The organism is Streptomyces sp. NPDC048565, assembly GCF_040650935.1.
Lineage (GTDB): Bacteria > Actinomycetota > Actinomycetes > Streptomycetales > Streptomycetaceae > Streptomyces.
On sequence record NZ_JBEZIH010000005.1, the window covers coordinates 147,752 to 161,027 of the forward strand.

Genomic DNA, 13,276 nt, shown 5'->3' on the forward strand with positions numbered 1-13,276 from the left:
CCGCCGGGCCCGACCCCCGCCGACCCGGCCGCGGCGGCGCGCACGGCTCCGCACGCCGCACACACGGCCCACCCCTCGGCCACCTCACACCTGCCGCTGTTGCCGTCGGCGCGACCACGCGCCTAAGGTAGTCAATGTTCCTGACTAATTCGATGAAGGCCCGATGAAAGAACGGGCAGCGCGACCCGAGGACTGTTCACATCCGGACAAGGCAGAGAGAAAGAACGCAGGTAGCGCGATGACACCTACATCAAGCCTGGCGGGCAAGCGGGTCCTGGTCACCGGAGGCAGTGGCGGAATCGGCGCGGCGATCGTGCGACGGCTGGCCGCCCAGGGGGCCACGGTCGCGGTCGGCTACCGATCCGGTCAGGAGGCGGCCGAGGCACTCGTCGGTGAGCTCCGCGACCGCGGGTGTGCCGCGTCGGCCTTCCCCGCCGATATCGGTGACCGAGCGCAGACCCACGAGCTGGTGGGCGCCGTGGTGTCCGAGTTCGGCGGCCTGGATCTGCTGGTCAGCAATGCCGGGATCGAGCACTTCGGAGCGCTGGAGACCATCACTCAGGCCGACTTCGACCGCATCTTCCAGAGCAATGTGGCCGGGCAGCTGTTCGTCACCCAGGCCGCGGTAGCCGCGATGCCCGACGGCGGCCGGATCGTGCTCAGCTCTTCGGTCAGTGCGCGCCTGGCGGTCCGTCAGCACGCCCTGTACGCGGCGAGCAAGGGCGCCATCCCCGCCCTGGTGCGCAATCTCGCTCCCGAGCTGGCCGAGCGGAACATCGCCATCAACGCGATCGCCCCGGGCGCCACCGCCACCCGCATGGCCGACTACGCACCCAACTACGTGGACCCCGCCCTCGCCGATGTGCCGTTCCCCGCTCTCATCCGCTCCATGAGCGCGCTCGGCCGGCTGGCCCAGCCTGACGAAATCGCCGCTGCGGTCGCGTTCCTGCTCTCCCCGGACGCGTCCTTCATCACCGGCACCACCATCGAAGCCGACGGCGGCTGGAACTGACGCACCCGGCTCGTCCCACCCGGCCATGTCGCCAGGGATCTGAGCGCCGGGGCCGGTCGCACCCACGCCGCAACACACCCACACCGAACACCCGTCGAAGGGAAACACCATGACCACTGTCATCACCGGAGCCTCAGGTCACCTCGGCCGGCTCATCGTCGACCAGCTCCTCGCCGCCGGAACACCGCCGGAGCAGATCGTGGCCACAGGGCGGGACATCGGCAAGCTCGCCGACCTGGCACGCAACGGGATCACCGTGCGACGCGCGGACTTCGCCGACCCGCACACCCTCGACGACGCCTTCGCGGGGGCCGACGCGCTGATGCTGGTCTCCACGACGACGGTGGGCGAGCGGTTCGACAACGCCCGCAACGCCATCGACGCGGCGCGCCGGGCCGGTGTCTCCCGCGTCGTGTACACCAGCATCCTCAACGCCCCGACCTCGCGGATGACACTCGCCGACGCGCATCACCGCACCGAGGAGTACCTGCGCGACAGCGGGGTGCCGTTCGCCATCCTGCGTAACGGTTGGTACCTGGAGAACTACACGGACCAGCTCCCGATGATCACCCAGTACCAGGCACTGCTGGGCAGTGCGCACGACGGGCGTGTCAGCGCGGTCGCCCGGGGTGATCTGGCAGCTGCCGCGGCAGCGGTGCTGACGCAGGACGGGCACCTCGGTGCGACCTACGAGCTTGGCGGAACACCGTTCACGCTGACCGAACTCGCCGCCACCTTCAGCGACGTCCTGGACACCCACATCGTCTACCGGGACATGTCGGTGGCCGACTACACCGCGACTCTGACGGGTGCCGGGCTGCCTCCGGAGATGGCCGCCGCTGTGGCCGACGCCGACGCCGGGCTGGCCCGCGGCGAGCTGTTCACGGACAGCGGCGACCTGGTCGAGCTCATCGGCAGGACGGCGACCACGGCGCGGGAAGCCGTGCTGAGCGCCGCAGCCGTCGAGGAGTCACGGTGAGTGCCCCCGGGCCCGGCGTCGACACCCATGAGATGGTGCTGATCCACCGCGTCCTCCGGCGCGAGTTCGGTCAGCTTCCGCGGCTGTTGCGCGCCGCGGCGGGTGACCGTGCGCGATCCGGTGTCATCGGTGCGCACGCCCGGGAGATGCTGGCTTTCCTCCACACACACCACAGCGGCGAGGACGAGCTGCTCTTTCCGCTACTGCGTGAGCGGGCAGCCCTCGATCCGGACCTGATGGACCGGATGGATGCCCAGCACGCACAGGTCGACGACGCCGTCACGGCCATCGACGCGGAGTTGGCGGCGTGGACGGCGAGCGCGGACTCCGCCGCGGGCGAGCGGATGGCCGCTCGCATCGACGCCATGATGCCGGCGCTGATCGAGCACCTGGCCGAGGAGGAGCGGACAATACTGCCGATCGCCTCCGTCACACTGACGCAGGGCGAATGGGACGCACTCGGCAAGCACGGCATGACCGCGATCCCCCTCACCCGGCGGCTGGTCATCCTCGGCCACATCGTCGAGGAGGCCGATGACGCGGAGCGGCGAACGTTCATGAAGGTCCTGCCGGCCCCGGCTCGTGCGGCCTACAAGCTGATCGGCCACCGCCGGTTCACCCGCGAGACCAGCAGGATCCGCGGCCTGCCCTCCCCACGGCCCGGCAGCACACCCGAACGCTCACGGGACGCCGCGGAGCGCTGACGCCGACGCTGACGCTGACGAAGCGGATTCGTCGGTAGGCGGGACGCACCGCAGGCCGCACCCGGGAGGGGCGCGGCCTGCGGTGCGTCCCCGGGTGCGGGCTTCTTCAGGGCTTCCGTCAGTGGAAGAAGTGGCGCGTGCCCGTGAAGTACATGGTCACGCCCGCCTTCCGCGCGGCCTCGACGACGAGCTCGTCACGGACCGAGCCGCCCGGCTGGGCGACCGCCTTGATGCCGGCCGCGGTCAGGATCTCCAGGCCGTCGGGGAAGGGGAAGAAGGCGTCGGACGCGGCGTAGGAGCCCTGGGCGCGCTCCGCGCCCGCCCGCTCGACGGCGAGCTTCGCGGAGTCGACGCGGTTGACCTGGCCCATGCCGACGCCGACCGAGGCGCCGTCCTTGGCGAGCAGGATGGCGTTGGACTTGACGGCCCGGCTCGCCTTCCACGCGAAGGCCAGCTCCCCGAGCTCGGCCGGGGAGAGCGCGTCGCCGGTGGCGAGCGTCCAGTTGGCCGGGTCGTCACCGTCGGCCTGGAGCCGGTCGGTGACCTGGAGGAGCGCACCGCCGTCGATCGGCTTGACCTCGACGGCCGAGGCCGGGGCATCCGGACAGCGCAGGACGCGGATGTTCTTCTTACGGGCGAGCACCTCGACGGCCCCGTCCTCGTACGCCGGGGCGACGATGACCTCGGTGAAGATCTCCGCGACCTGCTCGGCCATCTCGACGGTCACCGGCCGGTTGACGGCGATGACACCGCCGAAGGCGGAGAGCGGGTCGCAGGCGTGCGCGTTGCGGTGGGCCGTCGCCACGTCGTCGGCGATCGCGATACCGCACGGGTTGGCGTGCTTGATGATCGCGACGCACGGCTCGTCGTGGTCGTAGGCGGCGCGGCGGGCGGCGTCGGTGTCCGTGTAGTTGTTGTAGGACATCTCCTTGCCGTGCAGCTGTTCGGCCTCGGCGAGGCCACCGTCGCCGGAGGTGTAGAGCGCGGCGGGCTGGTGCGGGTTCTCGCCGTAGCGCAGGACGTTCTTGCGGGCGAAGGTGTCACCGAGGAACCCGGGGAGGCCAGAGTCGTCGGAGGCCGCGTAGTCGTCCACGAACCAGGAGGCGACGGCCACGTCGTAGGCGGCGGTGTGCTGGAAGGCCTCGGCGGCGAGCCGCTTGCGGGCGGTCAGGTCGAAGCCGCCCGCCTTGACGGCGGCGAGGACGTCGGCGTAACGCTCCGGGCTGGTCACGACGGCCACGGACGGGTGGTTCTTGGCGGCGGCGCGGACCATCGAGGGGCCACCGATGTCGATCTGCTCCACGCACTCGTCGTCGGACGCGCCCGAGGCGACGGTGGCCTTGAACGGGTACAGGTTGACGACGACCAGGTCGAACGGCTCCACACCGAGCTCGGTGAGCTGCTCGCGGTGGGTGTCGAGACGCAGGTCGGCGAGGATACCGGCGTGCACGCGGGGGTGCAGCGTCTTGACGCGGCCGTCGAGGCACTCGGGGAAGCCCGTGAGCTCCTCGACCTTGGTGACCGGCACACCGGCGGCTGCGATCTTCCCGGCGGTGGAGCCGGTGGACACCAGCTCGACACCTGCCTCGTGCAGACCGCGGGCGAGGTCTTCGAGCCCCGTCTTGTCGTAGACGCTGACCAGGGCGCGGCGGATGGGCTTGTTCGCCGGGGTGGGGTTATTCACCGACATGACCGAGATGAACCTTTCGTCCCTCAATGCGATAGCCGTCACGGGCGAGCCGCCCCACGGCCTCGACGAGCAGCTTGCGCTCGACTTCCTTGATGCGTTCATGGAGAGCGGCTTCGCCCTCCACCGTTTCCTCTTCGGTCACCTCGACCACGCCCTGCGCGATGATCGGACCGGTGTCGACGCCGTCGTCGACGAAGTGGACGGTGCACCCGGTGACCTTCACGCCGTGCGCGAGCGCGTCGCGGACTCCGTGGGCACCGGGAAAGCTGGGGAGCAGGGCGGGGTGGGTGTTGACGATCCGGCCACCGAACCCGGCCAGGAACTCCTTGCCCACGATCTTCATGAAGCCCGCGGACACGACGAGGTCCGGGCGGTGTTCCGCCACGGCCGCGGTCAGGGCCGCGTCCCACGCCTCGCGGTCGGCGTACTCGCCGAGCTTGCACACGAAGGTGGGAAGTCCGGCGCGCTCGGCACGCTCGATACCGACGGTGCCGTAGCGGTCGGCACCGACCGCGACGATTTGGGCGCCGTAGCCCTCGGGGTCGTCACCGATCGCGTCGAGGAGCGCCTGGAGGTTCGTTCCTGAGCCGGAGACGAGCACGACCACACGGGCCGGAGCGGCGGAGGGGGGCGGGGAGGCCACAGCAGGGCCCTTTCTCGCGTGGTACAGCAGGTACGCGATGTACAGGAGGTGCGTTTGTATGGTCGTACGAAAGAAGCTCACCCCGGGATACGGGGAACTCTACGAACGCTCCGACCGTCAGCAACGATACCGGCACACCCGGCGGCCCCCACGGGACGGGGGCGTAGCCGGGAGGTAGCGTCAGGGGACAGGGAACCGCCCCCGGGCGGAAATGACGAGATGGGGAAGACGTTCACCACATGCCGGACCGCCTCCGCACCGCCCTTGGCCACCCGCTGCCCGAGCGGGCATCCACGCTGATGCGGGAACGCCAGTCCTCATCGCCGGACTCACCCTCGGGCTCCTCGTCGGGCTCGGGGTCCTCATCGGGCTCGGGCTCCTCATCGGGTCGGGGATCGTCATCCGGTCGGGGGTCCTCCGGGTCGTCCGACGACAATCCGTTCGCTGCACCGCCCGAGGACCGGCCCGACCAGCCCTGGCAGCCCCGCCACCCCTCCCACGCGCCGGGACAGCAGGGCAACGGGGGCGGAAACGGTGAGGGGGGAGGCGGTGACGGCTCCGGAGGTCAGTCCGACGACCGCCCCGTCTGGGGCAGCCAGTGGAGCGACCAGCAGCCAGGCCGCCAGAGCGGCGGTTTCGGCGGCCGTCCGGGCGGCGCGGGCGGCACAGGGCCGGGCGGCCAGGGCGGTGGACCCGAGGGCAGTCCCCCCGGGCTGCGCTGGGACCCGACCGACCCCGCTCAGCGACGTGCTCGCTATGCGGTGCTGGGCGGCATGTGGGCGTTCTTCTTCGCCCTCTTCGACCTCCCCGAGATCGCGATGCTCCTCGGCGCCCTCGCCGTGTACTGGGCGATCAGCGCCCTTCGCGGTGGGCCCCGGAAGACCGAGCCGACGGGCGCGGGACAGGCCGCGGTGTCCGGCACGAGCGGTCAGGACCGCACCACCACGCCCCCGGCGACGGGGGTCGCTCCCACCGCTCGCACCCGCGGGGTCGCGCAGGGCAGCAGCCGGCAGCAGACGACGGCGGCCGTCAGCGGTCTGGTGACGGCGCTGCTCGCTCTGGCGATCGTGGCCACCGGCTACACGGTCCAGTTGGTCTACCGCGACTACTACACGTGCGTGAACGACGCGCTCACCAAGTCCGGCGCGATCGCCTGCAACGACAAGCTGCCCGACCCGCTGGAGCCCTTCTTCGGCGTGAAGAAGTAGCGGGCCGGCCGGCTGGCTGGCTGGCTACGGAGCGGTGTCCCGGTCGGGTTCCGGTTGCCTCTGGGCATCCGGAACCCGACCGGTCGGCGTATCGGGCTCGGGTTCGGGCTCGGGCTCGGGGTTGGGTTCGGGCTCGGGCGCGGGTTCAGGTTCGGACTTCGGGCTCGGGTCCTTGTCCGTGACGGCCGGGAAGTCCGCCATCAGTCCGCCCGAGTTCCTCTTGAGCGCAGCCCATCGCGCCGCGCGCTTCCCGTCCTCGTGCCAGGGGCCTGCCCACAGGAAGTCGTACGGCTCCGCGTCGACGTCCCCGCCCCCGGCCCCGCCCGCTCCCCCGGGCTCCTTCTCCGTCCTCTGCCCAGGCTTCCGCCCCGGCTCCGGATCCTGCCCCGGTTCCGGCTCCTGCCCGGCTCCCGTCTTCGCCTGCTCCCCCTTCGCCGCTTCCCACCGCCATCCCCACCGGTGTTCCCGCAACCGCCATGCCCTGAGCAGCAACGCCGCCGGTACGCCGATCACGGCCGTCCAGGCGAGCGTGGCCGGACCCACCAGCCACCACACGGGGCCGAACTCCGCCAGAGCCCCGGTGCCCAGCGGGCCGCCGGACGACGCCGCCAGCACCGCCGCGCCCGCCGCGCAGCCCACCGCGGCGAGTCCTGCCACCAGCGCGGTACGGGCCTGCCCCCACGCCTCCTCGCGCGCCCCGCACACCGGGGCCGCTGCCCGTGCGACGAACCGGGCGAGGGTCAGGGCCGCCAGGACCGGCACCGCGACCGCCGCCCAGTTCGCGGCCGTTCCCGGGCCGTGGGCCGGCACCGCGGCGAGCAGGGGGAAGTCCGGCAGCGCAGGAGGCCCGGTGAACGCGAGCGGGGTGGCCATCGACGCCGTACCGAGGGCGAATCCAGGCCCGAGACCGTACGCGGCACCCCACATCGCCGCGTTCGGCACGAGCGCCATGGCCAGCAGGAGGACGGAGACCCGGCCCGCCCAGTCACCCGACAGGCCCAGGAACGAGTCCCTCGCCGCCCCCGTGTGCCACACCAGCGCCACCGCGACCAGCAGCGCCCCGCCGCCGAGCAGCATGAGCACCCCCGCGGCCGCCGACCGCAGGGCAACTCCGGCGCCGGACCGGAAACGGGAGCGGGCGGCAGCCTCCTGCAGTCTCAGCGGCGCCCAGACCAGTAGCGGCGTCAGGGGCCGCCCACGCGCCGCCCACGCCCCCGCTGCCGCCGCGCCGGCCACCACGAAGGTGACGGGGAAGGCGAGCGAGGTCCGGTCGGCGGGGAGTGCCCCGTCACCCGCGTAGGCCGCCGCCCCGAGCATCACCAGCAGATATCCGGCGGTCACCGCGCAGAACGCCCCCAGCGCCGAGTGCTCGCCCGAAGCCTCCCCCTCGGTCTCCGCCGAGTCCCGGGCGGCGCGGTGCACCAGCCACACGGGCAGCACCACGAGCAGCAGCGGGACCGTCGCCACCGGTGCGGGGTGGCCGCTCAGTGTGTCGGCTCTGACGAGATCGGCGCCGTGGGCCAGCAGCCAGATCCCGGTCGCCACCTGGAAGGCCCCGCCGGGCCCGCTGTCGGGGTACGGAGAGCTGATCCACAGCACCATGACCAGGACGGCGAGCGAGCCGAGCCCGAGCCCCGCCGCCAGCACTCCGCGCACGAAAGCGTAGGCCAAGGCGACGGACCTGGTGCGCTCGGCCGACAACATCGGGCTGCGTTCGGTCACTTGGGTCACGCGGCCATGCTGCCAACGACACGCGCTTATTTCGTGTAACGGGCCAATGGCCGCTGTGTCGCCCAATATACGTTTATGTACTTTTTCACCCAGTGCAGTGCCCTCGCGGACGGAGGCCTGGCATGACGCGGAGCAGCACAGGACCGGCACCCGGAGCCCCGCTGCCCTCCCCCAAGGAGCGCCGCAGACTGCGCGAGGCGAAGGCACTGAGTGAGGAACAGGTCGCGGCGGCCGTGGGGGTCACGCCCGCGACCGTCCGCGCCTGGGAAACGGGGCGCACGAACCCCCGGGGCCGTCGGCGCGCGGCGTACGCACGGCTGCTCGGCTGCGCCGATGACCGCCCCACGCCACCGCCGACCACCGGGAGCACTGAGACCATCGGGACCACCGGGAGCAGCGGGACCACCGGGAGCAGCACGACACCCCCGGCCGAGCCCGGCACCGCCCCTGCGGACACCCGAAGCACCCCCGAACCGAAAAGGCCCGCCCCGGACGAGGCTGCCCCGGACTCGGACGCACCGGACTCGGTGACGCCGGATTCGACGGCGCCGGATTCGACGGCGCCGGAAACGGACGCGCTGGATGCCGCAGCGCCGGTCTCGACGGCGCCGCAAACAGCAACTTCGGAGGCCCCCACATCCGAAGACCCGGCCCCGGAAGCCGCAGTGCCGGAGGCAACGGTGCCGGAAGCCTCCGCGACGTGGACCACAGCGCCGGAGACCACAGCGCCGGAGGCCCCCACATCCGAAGACCCCGCGCCGGAGGTGGCGGTGCCGGAACCCGCGGCACCCGAGCCCCCCGTAGCACCCGCCCCCGTCCCCGCGGCGCCGGACGGGGCTGGGCCCGTCCCGTCGCCCCGGGACGGCCTCACTCCCGAGGAGGCGTACGACACGCTGTACGGCCGTACCGCCCCTGGCCTCACCCGTCAGATGTATCTGCTGACCGGTCGCCGGAAGCTCGCCCGGGAAGCCGTGGAACACGCCTTCCGGATCGCCTGGCAGCGCTGGCCCGAGGTGGCCAGGGACCGTGATCCGGCGGGCTGGGTGCGGGCGGCCTCGTACGAGTACGCGATGTCGCCCTGGCATCAGCTGCGCCGCACCCACCGTCGGGTCGACGCGGCGCCCGACGACCCGGCGCGGCGTGCGCTGCTCGACGCGCTGCTGGGCCTGCCGGCCTCCTACCGGCGCACCCTGCTGCTCCACGACGGCGTGGGCCTGGGACTGCCGGAGACGGCCGCGGAGACGGAGGCGAGCACTCCGGCCACGGCGAGCAGGCTGCTTAACGCACGGGCCGCGGTCGCCGAGCGGCTCCCCGAGCTGGCGGAACCCGCTGCGCCCACGGAGTCCGGCGGCAGGTCCCCGGTGCTCCGGGAGCGACTGGGCGCACTCGCCCTCGCGGAAGAGGTGCCCGAGCCGCCACCGGCCACCGCCGTCCGCGCGGGCAGCCAGCGCATCGCCCGGCTCTGGACCCGGGCGGCGCTCTGCTTCGGCGTACTGCTCATCAGCACGACCGCCTTCACCCTGCACACGGCACCCACGCAGTACGAGCAGCCGCTGTATCCCGCCGAGCCCGTCGGCGGCGTCCCGCCACGGGGCGGGCCCGAGAAGCTGACCCCGCAGGACCTGAAGCTGGAGAAGGCGCTGAAGGGCCAGTTCACGCACGGCCCGGAGCGACTGGTTCCACACATTCCCTGAACGGAAACGGCGCGGGCCCGCACCCCTTCTCCGAGGGGTGCGGGCCCGCGCCGTTCACGCGGTGGCGGTCAGCCGCCGAGGATCTCGCGCGCCAGCTTGGCGGTCTCGGTCGGCGTCTTGCCGACCTTCACGCCCGCGGCCTCGAGGGCCTCCTTCTTGCCTGCGGCCGTACCGGAGGAGCCGGAGACGATGGCGCCGGCGTGGCCCATGGTCTTGCCCTCGGGTGCGGTGAAGCCCGCGACGTAGCCGACGACCGGCTTCGTGACGTTCTTCGCGATGTAGTCGGCCGCACGCTCCTCGGCGTCGCCACCGATCTCGCCGATCATCACGATGAGGTCCGTCTCGGGGTCGGCCTCGAACGCGGCGAGCGCGTCGATGTGCGTCGTGCCGATGACCGGGTCGCCACCGATGCCGACGGCCGACGAGAAGCCGATGTCACGGAGCTCGTACATCATCTGGTAGGTCAGCGTGCCGGACTTGGACACGAGACCGATGCGGCCGGGCTTGGTGATGTCGCCCGGGATGATGCCGGCGTTGGACTGACCGGGGGTGATCAGACCGGGGCAGTTCGGGCCGATGATCCGGGTCTTGTTGCCCTTCGCGTTGGCGTACGCCCAGAAGGCGGCCGAGTCGTGAACGGCGATGCCCTCGGTGATCACGACGGCCAGCGGGATCTCGGCGTCGATCGCCTCGACGACGGCGGCCTTCGAGAAGGCCGGCGGCACGAAGAGGACGGACACATCGGCGCCCGTCTTCTCGATCGCCTCGGCGACGGACCCGAATACGGGTACCTCGGTGCCGTCGAAGTCGACGGAGGTGCCCGCCTTACGCGGGTTCACGCCACCGACGATGTTGGTGCCGTCGGCCAGCATGAGCTTGGTGTGCTTCATGCCCGTGGCGCCGGTCATCCCCTGGACGATGACCTTGCTGTCCTTGGTGAGGAAGATAGCCATGGTGTTGGAGTCCCTCGTCCTTTACTTCGCAGCCGCGGCGAGCTCGGCGGCCTTGTCGGCCGCGCCGTCCATGGTGTCCACACGCTGAACGAGCGGGTGGTTGGCGTCGGAGAGGATCTTGCGACCCAGCTCCGCGTTGTTGCCGTCGAGGCGCACGACCAGCGGCTTGGTGACGTCCTCGCCCTTGGACTTGAGGAGCTCCAGAGCCTGGACGATGCCGTTGGCGACCTCGTCGCAGGCGGTGATGCCACCGAAGACGTTGACGAAGACGGACTTGACGTCGGCGTCCCCGAGGATGATCTCCAGGCCGTTCGCCATGACCTCTGCGGAGGCGCCGCCACCGATGTCGAGGAAGTTGGCGGGCTTCACGTTGCCGTGCTGCTCACCGGCGTACGCGACGACGTCCAGGGTCGACATGACCAGACCGGCACCGTTACCGATGATGCCGACCTCGCCCTCGAGCTTGACGTAGTTGAGGTTCTTGGCCTTGGCGGCGGCCTCGAGCGGGTTGGCCGCGGCCTTGTCCTCGAGCGCCTCGTGGCCGGGCTGGCGGAAGTCGGCGTTCTCGTCGAGAGACACCTTTCCGTCCAGGGCCAGGATGCGGCCGTCCTTGGTCTTCACCAGCGGGTTGACCTCGACGAGGAGGGCGTCCTCCGCGACGAAGGTGTCCCACAGGGTCACCAGGGCCTCGGCGACACCCTCGGCCACGTCGGCCGGGAACTTCGCCTGGGCCACGATCTCGCGGGCCTTGACGATGTCGACCCCGTCGACAGCGTTGACCGGGACCTTCGCGAGGGCCTCGGGGGTCTTCTCCGCGACCTCCTCGATGTCCATGCCGCCCTGCACCGAGGCCATGGCCAGGAAAGTGCGGTTGGTGCGGTCGAGGAGGTACGAGACGTAGTACTCCGCCTCGATCTCCGGAGACAGCTCGGCGATCATCACGTTGTGGACCGTGTGGCCCTTGATGTCCATGCCGAGGATGTCGGTCGCCCGGGCGACCGCCTCGTCGGGATTGGCGGCCAGCTTCACGCCGCCGGCCTTGCCGCGGCCGCCGACCTTCACCTGCGCCTTGACGACTGACTTGCCACCCAGCCGCTCGGTCGCCTCGCGGGCTGCCTCAGGCGTGTCGATGACTTCACCGGCCAGCACCGGTACACCGTGCTTGGCGAAGAGGTCCCTCGCCTGGTACTCGAACAGGTCCACGCGCGTCCGTCCCTATTTAGTGGTCTCGCGGTTCGTCTTTCTGCGTGGGCGTGCCGCGAGGGCAACGTGACTGCGCAGTCACTAGGGAGGCGCACACGGTGGCCGAGTACGCGGCATGTCCATCCGGCAGGTTATCCCCCACGCCACGCCGGACCCTAAATTGCAGATCACACCTGAGCGGTGATACCGGTCACAGACCCTGCTGGTAGCCGGGTTACGAGGGACAAAACGACGTCTCCGCCGGCCCCCTCGGGGCGGCCCTCGTCCGGTCATCGGGCGATGCCCGGTATCGGGAGGGGCCGCTTCTCGATCGCCGCCGCCATGACCTCGGGGAAGAGGTCAGGTGTGCATGCGAAGGCCGGGGCGCCGAGCGCCCCGAACGCGGCGGCGTGCTCACGGTCGTAGGACGGCTCGCCCTCGTCGGAGAGCGCGAGCAGCGTCACGAACTGCACGCCGGACGCCTTCATCGCCCTGACCCGCCCGATCATCTCGTCACGGATCCCTCCCTCGTGCAGATCGCTGATGAGGACGACGACGGTGTCCGCCGGACGGGTGATCTTCGACTGGCAGTAGGCGAGCGCGCGGTTGATGTCCGTCCCCCCGCCGAGCCGCGTGCCGAAGAGGACGTCGACCGGGTCGTCGAGCTGGTCGGTGAGATCGACGACGGCCGTGTCGAACACGACGAACCGGGTCGACAGGGTCCGCGTCGAGGCGAGCACCGCGCCGAAGACCGAGGCGTGGACGACGGAGGGGGCCATGGACCCCGACTGGTCGACGCAGAGGACGACATCCTTCTTCACGGACCGGTCCGTGCGCCCGTACCCGATGAGGCGCTCGGGTATCACCGTGCCCGCGTCTTCCCGGCCGGGCAGCGGCACGTAGTGCTTCAGGTTGGCCCGGATCGTGCGGTCCCAGTCGATGTCCCGGTGGCGCGGCCGGCCCACCCTGGCCGAGCGGTCCAGAGCGCCGGTGAGCGTCGCCCTGGTGCGGGTGGCCAGCCGGCGCTCCAGGTCATCGACGACCTTGCGAACGACGGCCCTGGCCGTCTCCTTCGTCGTCTCCGGCATGGCCCTGCCGAGCGAGAGCAGGGTGCCGACCAGATGGACGTCGGGTTCCACGGCCTCCAGCATCTCCGGCTCCAGCAGCAGGGCGGAGAGCCCGAGGCGGTCGATCGCGTCGCGCTGCATGACCTGGACGACGGAGGCCGGGAAGTACGTACGGATGTCGCCGAGCCAGCGGACCACCGACGGCGCGGACGCCCCGAGCCCCCCGGAACGCTCGGCCCGCCCCCTGCCCCTGGGCTTCTTCCCCCCTTCGTAGAGCGCGGTCAGCGCCTCGTCCATCGCCGCGTCACCTCCGGTGAGCGCACGGCCCGTGCCTTCGGCACTGTCCGCGCCGAGCACCAGGCGCCAGCGCCGCAGCCGCTCGTCGGCGGTGTCGGTCGTGTCCATCACCCTCG

Annotated in this window: 11 protein-coding genes; 5 read left to right on the top strand and 6 right to left on the bottom strand. The window is 71.4% G+C overall.

All coding sequences use genetic code 11. The features are described 5' to 3' along the window. The first annotated feature begins 238 nt into the window (after window positions 1-238). From AB0C75_RS08460 to AB0C75_RS08470, 3 genes are all read left to right on the top strand, one after another. Window positions 239-1,012, top strand: coding sequence for an SDR family oxidoreductase (locus AB0C75_RS08460; protein ID WP_362888371.1), 774 nt, complete (start codon window positions 239-241; stop codon window positions 1,010-1,012). Window positions 1,013-1,121: 109 nt separating this feature from the next. After that, window positions 1,122-1,991 carry an SDR family oxidoreductase gene (locus AB0C75_RS08465; RefSeq protein ID WP_362888373.1) on the top strand — a complete coding sequence of 290 codons (870 nt, stop codon included), beginning with the start codon at window positions 1,122-1,124 and terminating at the stop codon, window positions 1,989-1,991. Beyond that, window positions 1,988-2,695: a hemerythrin domain-containing protein gene (locus AB0C75_RS08470; RefSeq protein WP_362888375.1), complete on the top strand. Its 708-nt coding sequence runs from the start codon at window positions 1,988-1,990 to the stop codon at window positions 2,693-2,695. Before AB0C75_RS08465 ends, AB0C75_RS08470 begins: the two co-directional genes overlap by 4 nt. Before the next feature lie 118 nt (window positions 2,696-2,813). On the opposite strand, the gene purH is transcribed toward AB0C75_RS08470, so the two are convergent. Together purH and purN are read right to left on the bottom strand one after the other, a co-directional pair. Continuing rightward, window positions 2,814-4,385 (bottom strand): bifunctional phosphoribosylaminoimidazolecarboxamide formyltransferase/IMP cyclohydrolase, encoded by a 1,572-nt coding sequence (gene purH / locus AB0C75_RS08475; RefSeq protein WP_362888377.1) that lies wholly within the window; start codon window positions 4,383-4,385, stop codon window positions 2,814-2,816. After that, window positions 4,372-5,028 carry a phosphoribosylglycinamide formyltransferase gene (gene purN / locus AB0C75_RS08480; protein WP_362888379.1) on the bottom strand — a complete coding sequence of 219 codons (657 nt, stop codon included), beginning with the start codon at window positions 5,026-5,028 and terminating at the stop codon, window positions 4,372-4,374. Before purN ends, purH begins: the two co-directional genes overlap by 14 nt. 239 nt (window positions 5,029-5,267) lie before the next feature. Here purN and AB0C75_RS08485 point away from each other — a divergent pair, with 239 nt between their 5' ends. Next, window positions 5,268-6,236: a hypothetical protein gene (locus tag AB0C75_RS08485; RefSeq protein ID WP_362888381.1), complete on the top strand. Its 969-nt coding sequence runs from the start codon at window positions 5,268-5,270 to the stop codon at window positions 6,234-6,236. Between the two features lie 24 nt (window positions 6,237-6,260). Here AB0C75_RS08485 and AB0C75_RS08490 read toward each other — a convergent pair whose 3' ends face one another. Continuing rightward, window positions 6,261-7,940 carry a DUF6350 family protein gene (locus AB0C75_RS08490; RefSeq protein WP_362888670.1) on the bottom strand — a complete coding sequence of 560 codons (1,680 nt, stop codon included), beginning with the start codon at window positions 7,938-7,940 and terminating at the stop codon, window positions 6,261-6,263. A gap of 149 nt (window positions 7,941-8,089) precedes the next feature. On the opposite strand from AB0C75_RS08490, the gene AB0C75_RS08495 reads away from it, so the two are divergent. Then, the gene (locus tag AB0C75_RS08495; protein ID WP_362888383.1) at window positions 8,090-9,661 is read left to right on the top strand and encodes a helix-turn-helix domain-containing protein; all 1,572 of its coding nucleotides are present in this window, start codon (window positions 8,090-8,092) and stop codon (window positions 9,659-9,661) included. Between the two features lie 68 nt (window positions 9,662-9,729). Here the strand turns inward: AB0C75_RS08495 and sucD are convergent, their stop codons facing one another. From sucD to AB0C75_RS08510, 3 genes are all read right to left on the bottom strand, one after another. Beyond that, window positions 9,730-10,614 carry a succinate--CoA ligase subunit alpha gene (gene sucD, locus AB0C75_RS08500; protein ID WP_362888385.1) on the bottom strand — a complete coding sequence of 295 codons (885 nt, stop codon included), beginning with the start codon at window positions 10,612-10,614 and terminating at the stop codon, window positions 9,730-9,732. A 21-nt stretch (window positions 10,615-10,635) separates the two neighbouring features. Beyond that, complete coding sequence (sucC, locus tag AB0C75_RS08505; protein WP_362888387.1) at window positions 10,636-11,817, bottom strand: ADP-forming succinate--CoA ligase subunit beta; 1,182 nt, start codon at window positions 11,815-11,817, stop codon at window positions 10,636-10,638. A 269-nt stretch (window positions 11,818-12,086) separates the two neighbouring features. After that, the gene (locus AB0C75_RS08510) at window positions 12,087-13,268 is read right to left on the bottom strand and encodes a VWA domain-containing protein (protein ID WP_362888389.1); all 1,182 of its coding nucleotides are present in this window, start codon (window positions 13,266-13,268) and stop codon (window positions 12,087-12,089) included. Window positions 13,269-13,276: the final 8 nt, after the last annotated feature.

Excerpts from the sequence above, each read along its gene's own strand:
- AB0C75_RS08465 (WP_362888373.1), top strand. The coding sequence starts at position 1,122 with ATGACCACTGTCATCACCGGAGCCTCAGGTCACCTCGGCCGGCTCATC.
- AB0C75_RS08460 (WP_362888371.1), top strand. The coding sequence starts at position 239 with ATGACACCTACATCAAGCCTGGCGGGCAAGCGGGTCCTGGTCACCGGA.
- AB0C75_RS08490 (WP_362888670.1), bottom strand. The coding sequence starts at position 7,940 with ATGTTGTCGGCCGAGCGCACCAGGTCCGTCGCCTTGGCCTACGCTTTC.
- purH (WP_362888377.1), bottom strand. The coding sequence starts at position 4,385 with ATGTCGGTGAATAACCCCACCCCGGCGAACAAGCCCATCCGCCGCGCC.
- AB0C75_RS08485 (WP_362888381.1), top strand. The coding sequence starts at position 5,268 with ATGCCGGACCGCCTCCGCACCGCCCTTGGCCACCCGCTGCCCGAGCGG.
- AB0C75_RS08510 (WP_362888389.1), bottom strand. The coding sequence starts at position 13,268 with ATGGACACGACCGACACCGCCGACGAGCGGCTGCGGCGCTGGCGCCTG.
- sucD (WP_362888385.1), bottom strand. The coding sequence starts at position 10,614 with ATGGCTATCTTCCTCACCAAGGACAGCAAGGTCATCGTCCAGGGGATG.
- AB0C75_RS08495 (WP_362888383.1), top strand. The coding sequence starts at position 8,090 with ATGACGCGGAGCAGCACAGGACCGGCACCCGGAGCCCCGCTGCCCTCC.